The sequence below is a fragment of the Serratia marcescens genome (genome assembly GCF_001902635.1).
Classification (GTDB): Bacteria; Pseudomonadota; Gammaproteobacteria; order Enterobacterales; family Enterobacteriaceae; genus Serratia; species Serratia marcescens_F.
The window spans coordinates 23,732-42,646 of the sequence record NZ_MJAO01000031.1 but is presented as its reverse complement, the minus strand read 5'-3'; the positions used below and the strand labels follow the sequence as shown (position 1 = coordinate 42,646).

Genomic DNA, 18,915 nt, shown 5'->3' with positions numbered 1-18,915 from the left:
TACGGGCAGGGCGACGCCGCTATCGGGTAAAACAACGGGTGTTGAAAGCGTGCAAGCGCTGCAGCCTCACGCATGGCAAATCCGGCATGCAGGAGACCATTTGGGGTGGACCGCAGGCCTGAGCCTTATTGGGGTTCTAGCGGGTAATCGTAACCGAAACGGTGTAAGCGGCCAGTGCCGCTGGTGATATCACGTTCCCTCATTGGGTTATCATATTAATAACCTGGTGAGGTAGGTGATTATTGAGGTTTATTATGAAATTGAGTTCGCATTTCCTTTTGGGAAGGATAATCGGATCCCATCGACAGTAGAAATATGGAGAAACAGGCTAACGCCCATATCGAACGCTGTTTTAAATCGCCACTCAGCATGTGCCTTATTGTTAACCAAAATAGATTACCCGATCTGCCGACGCAATGGTCGTTTCACGGTGGGCAATGATCACCTTCGTGATATTGAGCCTCTTGATTGCCTGATTCACGACCGCTTCGCTCTCCTTATCTAGCGCGCTGGTGGCCTCATCCAGGAACAAAATAGCCGGTTTTTTGTAGATTGCCCGGGCGATGAACAGGCGTTGCTTTTGCCCCCCGGACAATCCTTCCCCCAGTTCGCCGATCAAGGTTTCGTACCCCATCGGCATACGTATGAGCACGTCATGCAGATAGCTGGCCCGGGCGCACGCCTCCATCCATGCCTCGTCCACTTCGTGCGAAAAACCGCAGATATTTTCCCGGATCGAGCCGGAAAACAGCTTGTCGTCCTGCATCACGCAGGCGATCATCTTGTGGTAGTTGTTGATGCCAAGCTGCCGGATATCGACGCCGTTCACCTCAACCCGACCCGCATCGGGGGGAAACAACCCGCACAACACTTTCATCAACGTGGTTTTGCCGGCGCCGGACGGGCCTACAATGGCCACGCTCTCGCCCGGCGCCACAGTGATGTCCAGGCCATCAAAGATGGCAGGTGACTGGCTGTCGTAACGATAACTCAGGGCATGGGTCGTCAATCCAACAGGTTGCAGGCCCGCCGTGTAAGGATGGTCGGGTTTACGCTCCTCCCGCGGATGCAGGGCGATATCGGCAATGCGCTCGTTATGCAGGCTCATCATGCGCAGCTGTAGCAAAAACTCTGTCAGCGACCCGATGCGGTCGGAGAACTGCCCGCGAAAGGCACCGAACGCGACGAACATGCCGATGGTCATCTGATTATCGATCACCAGGCTGGCTCCCAGCCATAGAATAGCCACCTGGTCACAGGCGGCTATGAAGCTATTGATCCCGCCAAATAGCATGTCCATTCTGGTGACCCGGAGACCCGTATTGATGGTGTCAATTTCAAGGTTGAGCCAGTGGGCTATGCGACGTTCCGCCATACCCTGCATCTTGACGGTGGCAATACCGTACAGCGTTTCCATAAAATACGAGTCGGCCCGGGCCTCCCTGACCAGCGCTTCTTCGGAAAGCTGGCGGTAATGCCTATAGGTCAGCAGACGCATCAGCACGTAGAGCGCGGTGAACACGAGCACCACCCAAGTCAGCCAGCCGCCATAAAGCATCATCATCACCAGTACGCCAATCACCATGATGCCGTCCATGATGGCTCCAACGATACTGGTAGTGAAGGTGCTGCGCAGCGTATCCAGTGAGCCGAAACGCGACTGAATGTCACCCAGCTTACGCCGTTCAAAGTAGCCCAGCGGCAGGCGCAACAAGTGGGTAAACAACCCGGACTGCCACTGTACGTTGATAAGCGTCGACATGACCAACCCGGACCATGCCCGCACCATGCCAATGGTGGCCCGCAATAGGATGAACATCATCAGTCCGGCACAGATGAGCGTCAGCAATCCGCGATCCCCGGCGGGAATAGCGTGATCCATCACCAATTGCGTGCCGATCGGCATCACCAGGTTGATGGTTTCGAACACCAGAGACAGGCAAAAGATCTTGCCGAGCGCCCCCTTGAGACCATGCACGCTGCCGATCAGCGTGCGAAAGCGAATTTGATTGCGGATGCTGTCAGCAGTGAATTCGCTGCCAGGCCAGGCCTCGAGCGCCACCCCGGTGAAACTGTTCGACAACTCTGTCAGGCTGACGCTCCGGCGTCCGCGCGCCGGATCATGCAGCACTACGTGGTTGCGTTTAACACTGACCAGCACCACGAAGTGGTTGAATTCCCAGTGCAGCAGACAGGGCATTTTCAGGGCGCTGAGTTCGTTGAGATCCAGCGATAGAGCGCGAGTGGCCAGCCCCAGTTGTTCGGCGATACCGGTCAGTCCAACCAGCGTGGCACCGCGTGTCGACAGGTTAAATTGCCGACGCAACGCGATAAGGTCAATGTTTTTGCCATAGTGGCCACAAATCATCGCCAGGCAGGCCAGCCCGCACTCCGATGACTCGGTCTGGTGCACCATCGGGACCCGGTGGCGCAGCCGAAAATCCAGCTGTCTAACCCGCTGTCTGAACGTGGGCTTACTCATTGGCCGGCCCCGTCGCGCTGTGCTTCATGTCGTAAAACGGTGACAGCATCCACTGATAAATCGTCCTTTTTTCCAGAAACAAAGTACTTTGCGCTGTCATGCCGTTTTCCAGGCTCAGACGTTTACCGTCGTAGGCAATGGCCTGTTTCTCCGGCATGACAATCACCTTGTAGTACGGCACGGCGGCGGTCAGTGCCGCTTTGGGAGCCCCTTGGTAGGTCAGCATTTCCTGAGGCGAGGCCGGGACTTTGGAGATAACGGACACGGTGCCGGCGAACTGGCCAAATTTTTCCGCCGGAAAGGCGTCATAGCGCACATTGACCTTATCTCCGGTGGTAATATAGGGGATGGCGTCGTTGGGCACCCAAAGCACCAGAGCATAGTGTTCAATATCTTGGGGAAGTAGCTGCAGCAGGCTGTCGCCTATGTTGACCATCTGACCGACAGTGACGCTCAGAGAGTCGACTCGACCGTCGGCCAGTGCGCGGATGACGATCGCCCCGCCGGCATCGATGTTCAGTAGCTCTTTTTGCAACTCGTAGCGCTGCAACTCCATCTGGTAAATCTGGTTGTCGAATTCGGCGGCCTGGGTTTGAATCCGGCTTTCCAGCGCGGTGATCTGCAGCGCATTCTGTTCGTTCTGGCCAGACAGACTCAGCAGATTATTGTGCTGCTGGTAATACAGTGCCACCTGGTTGGTGAGCTGATCCTTGTTGATCAGCCCCTTGGTCTGATAGTGCCGGTAGTTCTCCATGTTTTCCTTTGCGATACGTATCCCTTCCTGGGCGCGTTCGAGGATGACGGTGGAGCGGGAGAACGCGGCGGTATATTGCGCCTTTTGTTTTTCCAGCATGGTGAGCGTGGCCTGCTTGCTGCTTTCCAGTCGGCTGATAATTTGTGCAATGCGCGCCTGTTGGCTATTGATGTCCCGACGCTGGTTGTCGCTGACCACACCGCTATGGGTACTCTTGCTGACGTCGATCTGGTAAATGGGCGCGCCGGTGGTGATCACCTGCCCTTCGGTGACAAACTGTTTGACCACCACCCCCTGGACGGCGGAATAGACGTTAGCAGCGCGCGGATAGGTGCTGATCTCTCCGGTCACGTTGACCCGTCGGGTATAGGTTCCGGCGATTGCGAAGGTGAGAAAGGCAATGAAAAAAAACAGGCAGAGCCCTGCAGTGAACCAAAAGGGAATACCGGGCAACAGCAATGCCCGCCCACGCCATTTCATTTTCTGATTATCGATCGCTTCCTGGCGAAACATGCTCAGCGTCCCTTAGTGAAGTATAATGAAAAAATTCACACGCTATTAGATTGACAATAAACAATCGAAACTTAAACCTCCTTATTTCCAAAGCTATTTTTTATTTATTTTCGCCATGTTGAATAGGCGCCATCAGGTGTGTCTATGTTGTGTTGGAATAGTGCAATTCCAAAATCAGAATCTTGCATGTATTCTGCTATAACATATGGCTCAACTGAACATTCAATATTGAATACTTTATAAGCCAACCCCAATAAAACCTCGACAATTAATCCCGGACCGGTTAAGACCGAAGTTACGCAATAGTCCCTTGTTATTAACTCGGTCCTCCACGTTAATATTCTGGTTAGATAACACTTGGGCTTGCCACCAAAATAACTTTCAAATATGCAATTATTTTTTTCCAAAAAGCGATACCTTTTCTTCATAGTCCTAAGGATGATCCTTATCGCTTTTGATTTTTGATGAGAAGATATGAAATTATTAAAATAAACACCTTTAAATCTTCTGAGTGATCCTAGCGCCAATAAATTTTTATGAACGTATATTTCACCCAATGGCAATATCATACCCATAGAAAAATCATAGAGATCCAGTTCGATAAGCCTTTTTATTTTTCAAATCCAACCGCATCTACTCCTAACTCATTTTCATCGCAGCTAATCACTGCTTCAGACGGAAGCTCTTCTGAATTTATCTTTTTTAAAAAACACATGGTCTTAAACAATAGAAACGAGTCACTCTCGATAATACCCTCTTCTTCTATATATTTGTTTAATCCATGATATATGTTGTCAGTGTATGGGAGTGTATCAACATCTACATAAGTTCCACCATGTTGGTAGATAATTAAAAGCCTGATTATGTCACTTGCACTGGCAAGATTACATCTTAATATAATTTCATAATAGTAATACTTAATGAAATCGTCAGAATCGTTGCAGAAAAGTTCCGTTATACTCTTTTTTATAAAACCTCTACAATCAAACCATGAGTCTTCTATAGCCATTGGCTGCCCCTGATAAGGGATCTCATTTTTTATCAAAAAATCAATAACTAGCTCATCAAAAGAAAAGCCCTCCTTTATTTTTGGGTATATATAATTAAAAGCTGAGTTTTTTATTTTTAACTCAGCACTTACTTTATTATTGATTTTTTTGGCGATGACAAAGTCTTGTATGGCGTTGCTCAGAAAATGGCACAATGAAGAGCCTTTTTCATACCAAAAGAAGATCTCCTTATCTTTATTTGTCTTTTTCCATATATCGATATAATGAGTATTCACTTCATTTAAGTCACCGATCCATACAAAATGCAGGATATTTGGAACTGATAACCTTTCTATCTTTGACAAATCGACACCCAATATTCCATGGCCCATTTAAATCACCACGCAAAATATAGTATAAAAGAATTGAATGATTCAATACTGGACTATGGCTCAGCTAAATAAATAAACCATGACCATAACAATGACACAAATAGAGCAAAACAGTAAATCACCGGAAAAATTTCTCAATGAGTCCAAATAGTCATTGCTGTTCTTATTTAGTTTGTTAATGGCATCGTTTTCGTTCTCAGCTTCTACTTCAACATGATGCTTTCTGAACCCCTTCTGCTTCATATCTTTAATTATTTCTCGTGTAACCACTTCCTTTCTCAGCACCCTTGATTCATCGCTCTTTATAAAAACAACATATTTATTCATCATATACCCCATAAAAGCACAGAATTTTACTTCTGTGCTGGGATTGCAGCTGTTAATTAGCGTTTGGTTCCGGATTCTCTGGCCTCACTCGGGCCAGTGCCATTGCCGCCATAACCATTTCCTGTAGAACTGCCATTCCCCCAGAAACCGCTGGCGCCGGAACCGCTGCCATAAGGGCTGTTTTTTGACAAGAATGACTGGAGCCCGCGGTCACCGCCGTTCTTTCCACCACGACCAGAAGAACCAGAGCCTCCGTTATCAGACGATCTTTTTCCACTCCCATCACGATCCTGCCATCCACCCGACACCGCATCGAATTGGCTGCTTAAAATTTCCTTCATAAATATTCTCCTATGGGTTTACTGGTTTTACAGTCATTAAAAATAGCTGTAGTGGCAAAAGTAAAACACACTAATAACAATCCATAACCATCCTGTATTTCATGAAAAAAACCAATAAGCAAAGTGCATTCTAAATATTGCAACCAATCATATTAGAATAAAATCCAGAATAATATACCTAACCTAATTACACGCAGATATAATCGATTTAATTAATTGAACGCCAAACAATCTCAACGCCCAAGATTAATAACCCGATAAAGAAAAGGCGGCGAAACCGCTGCGGGCTGCAGTGACGGCGCACGATCCCGCCCAGCCACATGCCGCCCATCGCCGGCAACAGCGCCAGCAGCGAACCGCCAAGCAGCGCGCCGGGCAGAGCCTGATGCCAGGCTAATCCGGCGGCCAGCGCCAGCGTCGACACGGTGAACGACAGCCCCAGCGCCTGCACCAGCTCATCGCGCGCCAGGCCCAATGCGTTCAGGTAAGGTACCGCCGGTATGACGAACACCCCGGTAGCGCCGGTCAGTGCGCCGGTCAACAGACCGCACGGCGGCCCCAACCAAGGTTCTGCCACCGCGGAGATACGCCAGTCGAGACGGGTAAAGCCCAGCAGCGCGTAGCCGACCAGGCAAGCGCCCAGCGCCAGCGGCGCCAGGCGGCCGTCGTTGGCGGCGATCGCGCCCGCGCTCAGCAAGGTGCCCGCCGTGACGCACAGCATCATCGGCCAGAGCCGACGCCACAGCGCGCCCAACCGCGGCCCGCACAGCAACTGCCACAGGTTGGTGATCAGCGAAGGCAACAGCAGCAGTGCTGCGGCCTGCCCCGGCGGCATCATCAGGCTGAGCAGCCCCATCGACACCGTCGGCAACCCCAGGCCGATCGCCCCTTTGACCGTGCCAGCCAGCGTAAAAACGCCCGTCAGGGCGATAATCTCGAGTAACGTCAGCGACATGCGTCTATCCTTATGGCGAATCTACGGCCCGATTGTGGCCAGTGCCGCATCGCGGCACAATGCGGCAATGGCAGAGCCTGCCTGCGGCAAAGACAGAGGAAGAACGCATGCATTTTGACTTTATCGATCTGCGGCTATTGGTGGCGGTGCTTGAAACCGGCAGCATCACCGCCGGCGCTGAGCGCATCGGGCTATCGCTGGCCGCCGCCAGCGCACGCATGCGCGGGTTGGAGCAACAGGCCGGCGTTGCGCTGCTGACGCGAAATCCGCGCGGCGTCCAGGCGACGCCGGCCGGTGAACGCCTGTTGCAACACGCGCGTTTGCTGTTGCAGCAGCGCGACCGGCTGCGGGGTGACATGGCCGAGTTCGCGCCGGGCCAGCGCAGCCAATTGCGTATCGTCGCCAATACCGTCGCCGCCGACGCGTTTTTACCGGAGCTGCTGGCGGATTTTCTGGTGCTGCACCCGTACACCGACATCGCGCTGGAGGAGCTGCCCAGCCCGGCCATCGCGCAGGCGATCGCCGAACAGGCGGCGGATATCGGCATCGTGGCCGATCACGCCGATCTGCGCGGGCTGACGAGCTACCCTTTTCGTCAGGATCGTCTGGTGCTGGCGCTGCCGCCGGGGCATGCGCTCGGCGGTCGCCACCGGGTCAGTTTCGCGGATACCCTGCCTTATGATTTTATCGGCCTGCCGGAAGAGAGCGCGCTGCAACAGCATCTGGAGCAACTGGCGATGCGCAGCGGCGGCCCGATGCGGCTGCGGGCGCGCGCCGGTCATTTCGACGCCATCTGCCGTATGGTGCTGCGCGGCGCCGGGTTGGCGGTGGTACCGGAAGAGAGCGCCCGGCGGCTGCCGGAGATCCAGCGCAACGCACTCGCGCTGACGGACGATTGGGCGACCCGGCGTCTGTCGCTTGTCGTGCGTGAACTGGCGCAACTGCCGTTGCCTGCGCAGCGGCTGGTGGCGTTCCTGTGCCAGGAGGGAGAATGACCTTACCGACGATCTGACAACTGACTCGCGATCGGCACCTCTGCTGCGCCATTTGGCGTTTCGATGCCAACAACGACGAAGGGCGCATCACGCGCCCTTTTAGTTGATTAGCGGGAGTGGCTGAACTTATTCGTCCTTCAGCCCGCGGTTGATCAGCATCGGCTCGATGCTCGGCTCTTTGCCGCGCCAGTCGATGTACAGCTTTTCCAGATCCTGGCTGTTGCCGCGCGACAGGATCATGTCGCGGAAGCGCTGGCCGTTCTCGGCGGTCAGGCCACCGTGTTCGGTGAACCACTGGAAGGCGTCGTCCGCCAGCATTTCCGTCCACAGATAGGCATAGTAGCCCGCAGCGTAGCCGTTACCCCAGATGTGCTGGAAGTAGCTGGAACGGTAGCGCGGCGGCACGTAGCTGAGATCGACCTTGTCTTTTTGCAGCGACTCGGCCTCGAACTTGTCCACGTCCTGCTGCGGCTGGTCGGCAGTCAGCATGTGCCAGTGCATGTCCAGCAGCGCGGCGGACAACAGCTCGGTCATGCTGTAACCCTTGTTGAACTTGTCGGCCTTCTTGAGCTTGTCGACCAGTTCCTGCGGCATCGCCTCGCCGGTCTGGTAGTGCTTGGCGAAGTGGCTGAACACTTTCGGATCGCTGACCCAGTGCTCGTTGAACTGCGACGGGAACTCGACGAAATCGCGCGCGGTGTTGGTGCCCGACAGGCTCGGATATTCCTGATCGGCAAACATGCCGTGCAGCGCATGGCCGAACTCGTGGAACATCGTGACCACATCGTCATACGACAGCAGCGCCGGCTGCCCCGGTGCCGGTTTGGTGAAGTTGGCGACGTTGTAGATCACCGGCTTGGTGCCGTTGAGCTTCGACTGATCGACGAAGTTGCTCATCCAGGCGCCGCCGCCCTTGTTGTCGCGCTTGAAGTAGTCGGTGTAGAACAGCGCCAGCGACTTGCCGTCCTTGTCGAACACCTCGTACACCTTAACGTCCGCTTGGTAGACCGGAATGTCCTTACGCTCTTTGAAGCTGATGCCGTACAGCAGGTTGGCGGCGTAGAACACGCCGTTGTTCAGCACGTTGTTCAGCTCGAAGTAAGGCTTGATCTGCGACTCGTCCAGATCGTACTTGGCTTTGCGCACCTGTTCGGCGTAGAACTGCCAGTCCCAGGTTTGCACCTTGAAATCGCCTTTTTGCCGGTCGATCACCGCCTGGATATCCGTGGCCTCACGCTCGGCGCGCGCGGTGGCCGCCGGCACGATGTTGCGCATGAAGCTCAACGCCGCATCCGGCGTCTTGGCCATCTGGTTTTGCAGTTTCCAGGCGGCGTAGTTCGGGTAGCCCAGCAGTTTGGCCTGCTCAGCGCGCACCTTGGCCAGGCGGGAAAGGGTCTGGCGGGTATCGTTGCCGTCCCCGGCCTCGGCGCGCGTCCAGGAGGCATCGAACAACGTCTTGCGGGTGTCGCGATCTTTCAGGCTCTGCAGCAACGGCTGTTGCGTGGTGTTCTGCAACACCAGCAGCCACTGTTTCTCCAGCTTGCGTTCGCCGGCCGCCTGCGCCGCCGCGGCCAGTTCGCCTTCCGACAGGCCGTCCAGTTTCGCCTGGTCGGTAATCGCCAGCGCGCCGTTTTTGCTCGCCGCCAGCAGTTTGTTGGTGAACTGGGTGCTCAGCGTCGCCGCTTCCTGGTTCAGCGCCTTCAGCTGGGCCTTATCTGCGTCCGACAGGTTGGCGCCCGCCAGCTCGAAGTTCTTGTAAGTCACTTCCACCAGCCGCCGCGACTCCGGATCCAGCTTCAGCGCATCGCGATCCTGATAAATGGCTTTGATGCGGGCGAACAGCTTGCCGTTGAGCATGATATCGTCGTTCAACGCCGCCAGCTTCGGCGAGGTCTCTTCATCCAGCTTTTGCAGCGCGTCGCTGGTATTGGCCGAGGTCATGGCGCCAAACACGTTCATCACCCGCGTCAGCAGTGAACCGGCCTGCTCCAGCGCCACCAAGGTATTCTTGAAAGTAGGTTTGGCAGGATTGTTGGCGATCTTCTCCACCTCTTCCCGTTTTTGCTTGATGCCCGCTGCGATCGCCGGCGCGTAGTCGCCTTCCTTAATCAGGTTGAACGGCGGTGCCTGGAACGGCAAACGGCTTTGATAGAAAAAGGGATTTTGGGTCTTTTGTTTGCCGTGCTGATTGGCTTCACCGGTCACGATTGCCTCCTTCGCCTGGCCGCTGGGCAGCGCGCTATGGTCGGCGAGAGGTTGGGTTTCTGCTGCCTGTGCCTGCGAGCCCAGCGCCATGCCGATCGCCAGCACCAATGTGGATAAACGCATCAAATCGAAACTCCTCCATGTTCACGGAATAAGGTCTCGGGGAATGGCTCCCTCTGAGTCACCTCCTAGCTTAGGCGCAGTTGGCAGTTTGAGCAAAAACAAGTGATTAGAATACTCATCCCACGATGATTAGCCCCCGAGGTGTATTGAGCCTGGTTGATATTCTTCTCTCCAGGCCGTGAGCCTTGCATGTTAAGCCCTGCGCCAATGACTTCACGTCTCTCCCACCCTTTCCCGCTCAATAACCAGATAAAGACAGCGGCGTTAGACGCCTCGAGACTGGGAGTGAATGCGGCTGCATCAGCGCGCCGCCGGATAAACCACTTTTCCATCCACATAGGTGCGATAAATATTGCGATCGTCCCCCAGCGTCATCAGCACGAACCCTTGCTCCGCCGGCGTGGCGCTGTTGGCGTGACGTAGCTGCTGCAGCGGCGTCACCGCCGGATCGAGCACCACGAAATCCGCCTCTTTGCCGACGTTGAAGTTGCCTATTTTGTCGTCCAGCGCCAGCGCGCGGGCGCCGCCCAACGTGGCGTGATAAAACGCTTCTGCAGCGGAGAGCCGGTAATGCTGCAGCTGGCCGACCTTATACGCCTCGCCCAGCGTGCGCAGCATATTGAAGGTGGTGCCGGCCCCCACGTCGGTGCCGATGCCGAGCTTCACCCGCTTGTGCCAGGCCTGCTGCAGGTTGAACAACCCGCTGCCGAGAAACAGGTTGGAAGTGGGACAAAACGCGATCGCCGAGCGGGTATCGCACAGGCAGTCCCACTCTTGCTCCTCCAGGTGCAGGCAGTGGGCGAACACGCTTTTGCCGCCGGTCATGCCGTAACGGTGGTAAACGTCCAGATAGCTGCGGCTTTGCGGGAACAGCGTTTTCACCCAGGACACCTCCTGCGGGTTTTCGCTCAGGTGCGTCTGCAGCCAAACGTCCGGGTACTCCTCGCGCAGCCGCTGCACCTGCGCCAGCAGCGCCGGCGTGCTGGTGGGCGCAAAGCGCGGCGTGATGGCGTAACCGAGGCGGCCTTTGCCGTGCCAGCGTTCGATCAGCTCACGCGTCTGGCGATAACTCTGTTCCGGCGTTTCCAGCAGCGCTTCCGGCGCATGACGATCCATCATCACCTTACCGGCGATCAGGCGCATGTTCAGCGCTTGCGCCTGGCTGAACAGCGCATCGACCGACTGCGGATGCACGGTGCCGAACACCAGCGCGGTGGTGGTGCCGTTACTCAGCAACTGTTGCAGAAAAAAGGCCGACATCTCATCGGCGTATTGTTCGCAGTCATAACGGCTTTCTGTCGGGAAGGTGTAATTGTTTAACCACCCCAGCAGCTGGTCGCCATAGGCGCCAATCATTTCGGTTTGCGGGTAGTGGATATGGGTATCGATAAATCCCGGCACGATCAGTTTGTCACGATACTCCGTGACCGCAAAACCCGGCGGCAGCAGCGCCTCGCCCTGCAGCCAACTGCCGAACCAGACGATGACGCCGTCATTCAGCAACAGTAAACCGTCGGGAACATGCCGCAGGTGTTTGTCGAGCTGTTGCGGCTCTTCCACACAGGCGGCGATATCAAAAAAATTGCCACGAATAGCCGTGGTGAATTGCAGTGTCACTATTTTCTTCCTTGTTGACGACCAACCCTATCACCCGCGTAATAACCTGCGTCGGTGAGGTCATGCTGTTTGTTACGCGAATGCAAAAAGCGGTTTTAAGCATAGCAAGCCGCATGCCAGTGAATAGATGTAAATACCTTTTCTTTTAAAAACAGAGTGATATTAATTTATTGATAACGATTAAACGGTAAAAGGAATAAAACCGGCGCCAACCTTCGGCGGCAGGAAAATAGCAACCGGTTGCCCGGCCAAAATAATCCCGCCGCTGCACCAATAACGGGCAGATGCCCCACTGCGCTTGCTTCAACGCATTGTAAAGGGGGATGCCCGCGTTGGCTCCAATGCAGCAAACTTGAAACGATAACCATTCTCAATTATCATCCGCGCATCTTTTTGACCAGCAATGCGAAAAACATGTACGCCACCGCTTCCGCTCCGCACGCCGCCTTGTCGCGCCTCTACACCACCCATCACGCCTGGTTGCAAGGATGGTTGCGTCGGCGGCTGGGCTGCGCTTTCGACGCGGACGATGTAGCGCAGGACACCTTTATGCGCCTACTGAAAAGCGACGCCGCGGCGACCCTGCGCGAGCCGAAAGACTTTCTGGTCACCGTTGCCAAGCGGGTGATGGTCGACCTGTTCCGCCGCAGAACGCTGGAACGCGCCTATCTGGAGATGCTGGCGCTGATCCCGGAAGGCTATGCCCCGTCGCCGGAGCAGCGCCAGAGCCTGCTGGAAGGCCTGCAGCAGATCGACGCCATGCTCGACGGCCTGGGGCCGAAGGTGAAGCAGGCCTTTCTGTTGTCGCAGCTCGAAGGCCTGGGCTATGCGGAGATCGCCGGGCGCCTCGGCGTTTCGGTCAGCTCGGTTAAGAAATACATGGCCAAGGCCACCGAGCATTGCCTGCTGTTCAACCTGGAAAACGACGTTTTCTCATGAGCAACACCATCACCCCCGAGCAGCGTCAGGCGCTTAAGATGGCCGCGCAGTGGTATGCCCTGCTGTGCGATGAGCACGTCACCGACCGCCAGCGCCAACAATGGCTAGCCTGGCACCAGCAGCACGAAGACCACCGCTGGGCCTGGCAGCGCGTCGAAGCGTTGCAGAGCCAGCTGCAGGGCGTGCCGGGCAAGTTCAGCTACCGCGCGCTCGATCGCGCCGGCCGCCAGTCGGCGATCGAGCGCCGCACCCTGCTGAAAAGCCTGCTGCTGTTGCTCGGCGTGGGTGGCGGCGGCTTCTTCTACCAGTCACCGCTCGGCCGGGAACTGCGTGCCGACTACCGCACCGCCACCGGCGAAATCAAACCCATTGTGTTAAGCGACGGCACCCAGCTGGTGCTGAACACCGCCAGCGCGGTGGACGTGCATTACGACGATCGCCAACGGCTGATCCGCTTGCACGCCGGGGAGATCAGCCTGGTTACCGGACGCGACGCCCGGCCGCTGTGGGTGCAAAGCCCGCAGGGGGCGATGCGCGCGCTCGGCACCCGCTTTTTGGTGCGTGAGAGCGGCGGCGAGACGCGCCTGACGGTGCTGGAGCATGCGGTCGAAGCGCAGTTGGCGCAGGATGACCGCCAAAAAAGCCGGGTGGACGCCGGTGAACAGATAAGCTTCAGCGCCACGGCCTTCGGCGACAAGCGACCGGCCGAAGCGGAAGACGGCTGGCTACGCGGCGTGCTGAGCGTCAGCCAGTGGCGGCTGGAACGGGTGATCGCCGAACTGGCGCGCTACCGCCGCGGCCACCTGAGCTGCGATCCGGCCGTTGCCGGTCTGCGCGTCAGCGGCAGTTTCCCGCTCAACGATACCGATCGCGCCCTCGCCCTGCTCAGCCAGACGCTGCCGGTGCGCCTGCAGAGCTTTACCCGCTATTGGTTGCAAATCGTCCCCGCCTGAATGCTTTAAATGAAAATGATAAAAAATCGCATTATTGATTGTCCCTTTCGCTTCGCTCATCCGACTCCCTGAAAAACACTGCAGCAATAAATAAAAAATGATTCAGGAGAAGGTATGAACAACGTTTGGGGAAAACGGGCTACACCGCTGGCCGTGGCCATTGGCCTGGCCTTCGCCGCACCGCTGACGGCGAGTGCCGCCGCAGCCTATCACATTCCGGCCGGTGAATTGGACGCCGCGCTGAACGCGTTCGCCGCGCGCGCCGGCATCGCGCTCTCGGTGGACGGCGCGCTGACCGCCGGCAAACGCTCGCCGGGCCTGAACGGCAGCTACGGCGTCGACGACGGCCTGAATGCCCTGCTGGCGGGCAGCGGCCTACAGGCCAAAGCGCTCGGCAACAACGGTTACACGCTGACCACGCTGCCGCAGCCGCAGAAGGAAGATGACATCACCGTGGTCGGCGACTGGCTGGCGGAAGGCCGTCAGATCGACGTGTTCGAGCATCCCGGCGCGCGCGACGTGGTGCGCCGCGAAGCGTTCGCCAAAACCGGCACCACCACCGTGCGCGAAGCGTTGAACCGCGTGCCGGGCGTGGTGGCACCGGAAAACAACGGCACCGGCAGCCACGACATGGCGCTGAACTTCGGCATTCGCGGCCTCAACCCGCGCCTCGCCAGCCGCTCCACCGTGCTGATGGACGGCATCCCGGTGCCCTTCGCCCCTTACGGCCAGCCGCAGCTGTCGCTGGCGCCGGTCTCGCTCGGCAATATGGATGCAATTGACGTGGTGCGCGGCGGCGGCGCGGTGCGCTACGGGCCGCAGAGCGTCGGCGGCGTGGTCAACTTCGTCACCCGCGCCATCCCGAAAACCTTCGGCATGGAGGCCGGCATGCAGGGGCAGCTCAGCCCGACCTCGCGCCAGGATCACCCGAAAGGCACCGGTAACCTGATGATCGGCGGTACCGCCGACAACGGCCTCGGCGCGGCGCTGCTCTACTCCGGCACCCGCGGCAGCGACTGGCGCGAGCACAGTTCGACCAAGATCGACGACGTGATGTTGAAAAGCCGCTACGCCCCCAACGAGGTGCACACCTTCAACAGCCTGCTGCAATACTACGAAGGCGAAGCGGACATGCCGGGCGGCCTGAGCCGCGCGGACTACAACGCCAACCCATTCCAGTCGACGCGCCCGTACGACAAGTTCTGGGGCCGCCGCCAGTTGGCGAATTTCGGCTATCAGTATCAGCCGGATCGACAGCACAAGTTCGACGTGCAGAGCTTCTACACCTACACCCTGCGCAGCGGCTATCTGGATCAGGGCAAAAACCTGACGCTGTCGCCGCGCGAATACTGGGTGCGTGGCGTGGAGCCGCGCTACAGCCAGAGCTTCCGCTGGGGGGATTCGGCGCATGAGGTCGGCGTCGGCTACCGCTACGTCAGCGAATCCACCCACGAGCTGCGCTACACCAGCAAGGCCAGCACCGGCAGGTTGCCGTCCACCGCCAGTCCGTACGATCGCGATACCCAGTCCGGCACCGAGGCACACGCCTTCTATATCGACGATCGCATCGACATCGGCGACTGGACCATCACGCCAGGCATGCGCTACGAGTACATCAAGTCGTATCAGAACAACTACATCAAGAACAACCGCCTCGACGTCAGCTATAACGCACCGCTGCCGGCGTTGAACGTGATGTATCACCTGAACGAATACTGGAACCTGTACGCCAACACCGAAGGCTCCTTCGGCACCGTGCAGTACAGCCAGATGGGCAAAGCGGTCGACAGCGGCAAGATTGAACCCGAGAAGGCACGCACCTGGGAGCTGGGCACCCGCTACGCCGGTGACGCGCTGACCGGCGAGTTCGGGCTGTTCCTGATCAACTTCAACAACCAGTACGACTCTAACCAGGTGACCGACAGCGTAACCGCGCGCGGCAAAACCCGCCATGCCGGGCTGGAAGGCAGCCTGCGTTACGATCTGTCGCAGCTGACGCCGAAACTGGACGACCTGACCGCCTACGCCAGCTACGCCTACGTCAACGCCACCATCCGCGAAGACGGCGGCTACAAGGGCAACCAGGTGCCGTTCTCACCGAAGCACAAAGGCACGCTGGGGCTGGACTATACGCCGGGCAACTGGGCGTTTAACCTTAACGGCGAGTTCCAGTCGAGCCAGTTCGCCGACAACGCCAACACCGTGGCGGAAAGCGCCGACGGCAGCACCGGCCGCATTCCCGGCTATATGCTGTGGGGCGTGCGCGCCGCCTATGATTTCGGCCCGGAAATGGCCGGCCTGAATCTGGGCGTCGGCGTGAAAAACCTGTTCAACCATGAGTATTTCACTCGTGCCTATGACGACAACAACAAAGGTCTGTACATCGGCCAGCCGCGCACGATTTATCTGCAAGGCTCGGTGAAATTCTGACCCTCGGCGGCGGGCGCGGCTAATCGTGCCCGCCGCCTCATTTGTAACGTGACATTGTCACCAACCCCGATCTTTCCATCTTGCCCAAGCGGCGAAAAATAAGTCGCTTCTGCCGCCAATGCGCGTAATATCGACGATCCGCCCATAATTTATGGGCGCGGATTTTTTGCCGTTCTGGCCTGAAAAGCGAGGGAAAATAAGATGAATCATAATGACCTTTCTCAGTGCCGCGTGGACACCGACCGTTTGTTGATTGCCCCCTTTACCGCAGCAGACGCCGACGATGTTTACCAGGCGATCACCCCCACTCTGACGCGTTTTATGGCCTTTGAGCCGGAGGCGTCGCCGGAAGATTTCGCCAACGTCTGGCAAGGCTGGCTGCCGCTGATGCGCGAAGGCGAAGAAGTGATCTTCGTCGCCCGTCGGCGCGAAGACCGGCAGTTCGTCGGCGTCGGCGGCGCGCATAACCTGCGCAGCCGCACCCCGGAGCTGGGCATCTGGGTGAAAGAGGGCCTGCACGGCCAGGGCTACGGCCGCGAAATCGTGCAGAGTATCGCACGCTGGGCCAGCGAACGCTTTCAGCCGCCGCACCTCGTCTACCCGGTGGCCGAACAGAATACCGCCAGCCGCCGCCTGGCCGAGTCGCTGGGCGGTGTACTGGCCGGGCGCTGCGAACGCGTCAAGTATGACGCCGTGGTGTACCACTTGCCTCCCCAGCGCTGATCCGGCTCGATTTGACCTTTTTTTCTCTCCGCCGCGATAACCGCTGCCACTGCCTGCGGGTTTGTGCTAATGATAGTGGTATGTAGGGTAAAAACAGTTGAGGAACAGCAACATGATTATTTTTGTTACCGGCGCCACCTCCGGTTTCGGCGAGGCCATCGCACGCCGTTTTATCCGTGAAGGCCATAAGGTGATCGCCACCGGGCGCCGCCTTGAGCGCCTCGAAGAACTGCAGGACGAGTTGGGCGAAGCGTTGCATATCGTGCGGCTCGATGTGCGCAACCGCGCCGCCATCCAGCAGGCGATCGACGCGCTGCCGGCCGAGCTGCGCCAAATCGACGTGCTGGTGAACAACGCCGGGCTGGCGCTGGGGCTGGAGCCGGCGCACAAAGCCAACGCCGATGACTGGGAAACCATGATCGACACCAACGCCAAAGGGCTGGTGAACATGACCCGTGCGCTGCTGCCGGCCATGGTCGAGCGCAACGTCGGCCACGTGATCAACATCGGCTCCACCGCCGCCAACTGGCCCTATGCCGGCGGTAACGTGTACGGCGCCACCAAGGCGTTCGTCAAGCAGTTCAGCCTGGGCCTGCGCGCCGATCTGCACGGCACGCGCATTCGCGTGACCGATATCGAGCCGGGCCTGGTGGGCGGCACCGAGTTCTCCAACGTGCGCTTCAAGGGCGATGACGGCAAGGTCAACAAAACCTACGAAGGTGCCGAGGCGCTGACGCCGGAAGACATCGCCGAGTCGGTGTTCTGGGTCGCGACCCTGCCGGCGCGCGTCAACATCAACACGCTGGAAATGATGCCGGTCAGCCAGTCCTTCGCCGGGCTGAACATCCACCGCGGCGCTTAAAGCCTGACGGCGGGGGGGCGTCTCCCGCCGTGTTTCCTCAGGCCGCGCGCCAGCCGGAAACGATAATCAGCATGCCCGCCAGTGCCACCCCGGCGCCGACCCAGTCCAGCGCAGACAGCTTCACCCCGTCCACCACCCGCAGCCACAGCAGCGCCGTCGCCACATACACGCCGCCGTAAGCCGCGTAGACTCGCCCGCTGGCCGCCGGATGCAGCGTCAACAGCCAAACGAACAGCATCAGGCTCAATGCCGCCGGCAGCAATAGCCAGGCGCTGCCCTGCTTCTTCAGCCAGAGATAAGGCAGGAAACAGCCGATAATTTCGGCAAGCGCAGTGGCGAAAAACAACAGCGTGGTTTTTAACATCGGTCGCAGTTTTCTCTCGATAAATTAAACGAAACGGCGCTTGGCTGGTGAATTCCAGGAGCGCGGTGGTATATTTGTCACCACGCCTGCGGGCGAGGTAACGCCAGTGCCGCCATCATCAGGCGCACTCACTCATAAGGATGAAACGATGAAAACATTTTCGACCCAACGACTGCTGCGCGGGATGCTGCCGGTCGCCATACTGGCCGTCATGGGCGCCTGGCAGGCGCCGGCGCTGGCCGCCACCTGCACTCAGGGCAGCACCTGTGTCACTGTCGATGGCAAAGGCAGCGGCGCGATGAGCACCGAAGAGGCGCGCCAGAGCAAAGAGCAGTGGAATGATACCAAATCCCTGCGCCACAAGGTTAACACTCGCGTCGAGAAAGAGTTCGACAAGGCCGATCGCGCCGCGGATGACGAAGATCGCTGCAACGACAGCAACAACGTCAACGCATATTGGGAGCCGGACACCCGTAAATGTCTGGATCGCCAGACCGGGCGTCGGATTATTCCTTAATCCGCCTGCGGCGGGCGAGCAGGCGTGAAACTCGGCCGCCGTTGCTGCTATTCTGTTACAGGAAGTCCATTGTCAAATAAGGATGACGCGATGAAAAAAACGCTGATATTAACCGCGGTGCTGTTGGCCGGCGCCCCATTGGCGGCCCTGGCCTCCTGCGAAAGCGTGAAAGCGGACATTTCGCAAAAAATCGTCAATAACGGCGTTCCGGAGTCCGGCTTCAAACTGGAGATCGTGCCTAACGATCAGGCCGATCAAGCGGGCGGACAGGTGGTCGGCCACTGCGAAAACGACACCCAGAAGATCGTCTATACCCGCCTGAACAACGGCGACGATCGCGGTGACGCGGCGCAGACCGGCACCAGCCAGGACACCTCCAACACGCAATAAGCCGCATCGGCTACCCAGGGCGCGCAACAGCAGCGCCCTTTCCT

The 18,915-nt window shown here is 57.7% G+C and carries 18 protein-coding genes; 8 read left to right on the top strand and 10 right to left on the bottom strand.

Translation table 11 applies throughout. The annotated features are described in order from the left end of the window. Positions 1-382 precede the first annotated feature (382 nt). The 7 genes from BHU62_RS22135 to BHU62_RS22110 all read right to left on the bottom strand — a co-directional run bounded on the left by BHU62_RS22135 (position 383) and on the right by BHU62_RS22110 (position 6,753). Positions 383-2,482: a peptidase domain-containing ABC transporter gene (locus BHU62_RS22135; protein WP_073534589.1), complete on the bottom strand. Its 2,100-nt coding sequence runs from the start codon at positions 2,480-2,482 to the stop codon at positions 383-385. After that, on the bottom strand, positions 2,475-3,749 hold the full coding sequence (locus BHU62_RS22130; RefSeq protein ID WP_073534588.1) for an HlyD family secretion protein: 1,275 nt from the start codon (positions 3,747-3,749) through the stop codon (positions 2,475-2,477). The genes BHU62_RS22135 and BHU62_RS22130 overlap by 8 nt, the downstream gene beginning before the upstream one ends. 104 nt (positions 3,750-3,853) lie before the next feature. Continuing rightward, entirely contained in the window at positions 3,854-4,324 is a 471-nt protein-coding gene (locus BHU62_RS25470) for a hypothetical protein (protein WP_236720705.1), read from the bottom strand. Between the two features lie 35 nt (positions 4,325-4,359). Then, on the bottom strand, positions 4,360-5,130 hold the full coding sequence (locus BHU62_RS25465) for a TcdA/TcdB catalytic glycosyltransferase domain-containing protein (protein WP_236720704.1): 771 nt from the start codon (positions 5,128-5,130) through the stop codon (positions 4,360-4,362). A gap of 60 nt (positions 5,131-5,190) precedes the next feature. Then, positions 5,191-5,457, bottom strand: coding sequence for a hypothetical protein (locus tag BHU62_RS22120; RefSeq protein ID WP_073534591.1), 267 nt, complete (start codon positions 5,455-5,457; stop codon positions 5,191-5,193). 56 nt (positions 5,458-5,513) lie between these two features. Beyond that, the gene (locus BHU62_RS22115; protein WP_171971345.1) at positions 5,514-5,798 is read right to left on the bottom strand and encodes a hypothetical protein; all 285 of its coding nucleotides are present in this window, start codon (positions 5,796-5,798) and stop codon (positions 5,514-5,516) included. Between the two features lie 208 nt (positions 5,799-6,006). After that, the gene (locus BHU62_RS22110; protein ID WP_073534586.1) at positions 6,007-6,753 is read right to left on the bottom strand and encodes a sulfite exporter TauE/SafE family protein; all 747 of its coding nucleotides are present in this window, start codon (positions 6,751-6,753) and stop codon (positions 6,007-6,009) included. A 107-nt stretch (positions 6,754-6,860) separates the two neighbouring features. Here BHU62_RS22110 and BHU62_RS22105 point away from each other — a divergent pair, with 107 nt between their 5' ends. After that, positions 6,861-7,748, top strand: a complete 888-nt coding sequence (locus tag BHU62_RS22105; protein WP_073534585.1) for a LysR family transcriptional regulator — start codon at positions 6,861-6,863, stop codon at positions 7,746-7,748. 126 nt (positions 7,749-7,874) lie between these two features. On the opposite strand, the gene dcp is transcribed toward BHU62_RS22105, so the two are convergent. Together dcp and guaD are read right to left on the bottom strand one after the other, a co-directional pair. Further along, positions 7,875-10,076 (bottom strand): peptidyl-dipeptidase Dcp, encoded by a 2,202-nt coding sequence (dcp, locus tag BHU62_RS22100; protein ID WP_073534584.1) that lies wholly within the window; start codon positions 10,074-10,076, stop codon positions 7,875-7,877. Positions 10,077-10,376: 300 nt separating this feature from the next. Further along, entirely contained in the window at positions 10,377-11,693 is a 1,317-nt protein-coding gene (gene guaD / locus BHU62_RS22095; RefSeq protein ID WP_073534583.1) for a guanine deaminase, read from the bottom strand. A gap of 414 nt (positions 11,694-12,107) precedes the next feature. On the opposite strand from guaD, the gene fecI reads away from it, so the two are divergent. The 5 genes from fecI to ydfG all read left to right on the top strand — a co-directional run bounded on the left by fecI (position 12,108) and on the right by ydfG (position 17,600). Continuing rightward, positions 12,108-12,632 (top strand): ferric citrate uptake sigma factor FecI, encoded by a 525-nt coding sequence (gene fecI / locus BHU62_RS22090; protein WP_073534582.1) that lies wholly within the window; start codon positions 12,108-12,110, stop codon positions 12,630-12,632. Then, positions 12,629-13,585, top strand: a complete 957-nt coding sequence (gene fecR / locus BHU62_RS22085; RefSeq protein WP_073534581.1) for a ferric citrate uptake sigma factor regulator FecR — start codon at positions 12,629-12,631, stop codon at positions 13,583-13,585. The genes fecI and fecR overlap by 4 nt, the downstream gene beginning before the upstream one ends. A 114-nt stretch (positions 13,586-13,699) precedes the next feature. After that, positions 13,700-16,015 carry a TonB-dependent Fe(3+) dicitrate receptor FecA gene (gene fecA / locus BHU62_RS22080; RefSeq protein ID WP_073534580.1) on the top strand — a complete coding sequence of 772 codons (2,316 nt, stop codon included), beginning with the start codon at positions 13,700-13,702 and terminating at the stop codon, positions 16,013-16,015. Positions 16,016-16,216: 201 nt separating this feature from the next. Then, positions 16,217-16,738: a GNAT family N-acetyltransferase gene (locus tag BHU62_RS22075; protein ID WP_073534579.1), complete on the top strand. Its 522-nt coding sequence runs from the start codon at positions 16,217-16,219 to the stop codon at positions 16,736-16,738. A 112-nt stretch (positions 16,739-16,850) separates the two neighbouring features. After that, a complete protein-coding gene (ydfG, locus tag BHU62_RS22070; protein WP_073534578.1) occupies positions 16,851-17,600 on the top strand; it encodes a bifunctional NADP-dependent 3-hydroxy acid dehydrogenase/3-hydroxypropionate dehydrogenase YdfG in 750 nt (249 codons plus the stop codon). A gap of 37 nt (positions 17,601-17,637) precedes the next feature. Here the strand turns inward: ydfG and BHU62_RS22065 are convergent, their stop codons facing one another. Continuing rightward, positions 17,638-17,964, bottom strand: coding sequence for a YnfA family protein (locus tag BHU62_RS22065; RefSeq protein WP_004938563.1), 327 nt, complete (start codon positions 17,962-17,964; stop codon positions 17,638-17,640). Positions 17,965-18,112: 148 nt separating this feature from the next. Between BHU62_RS22065 and BHU62_RS22060 the strand changes: the two genes are divergently transcribed. Together BHU62_RS22060 and BHU62_RS22055 are read left to right on the top strand one after the other, a co-directional pair. Further along, positions 18,113-18,481: a DUF1283 family protein gene (locus BHU62_RS22060; RefSeq protein ID WP_073534577.1), complete on the top strand. Its 369-nt coding sequence runs from the start codon at positions 18,113-18,115 to the stop codon at positions 18,479-18,481. Positions 18,482-18,571: 90 nt separating this feature from the next. Beyond that, a complete protein-coding gene (locus BHU62_RS22055) occupies positions 18,572-18,871 on the top strand; it encodes a DUF1161 domain-containing protein (RefSeq protein ID WP_019455911.1) in 300 nt (99 codons plus the stop codon). The last annotated feature ends 44 nt before the right edge of the window (positions 18,872-18,915 follow it).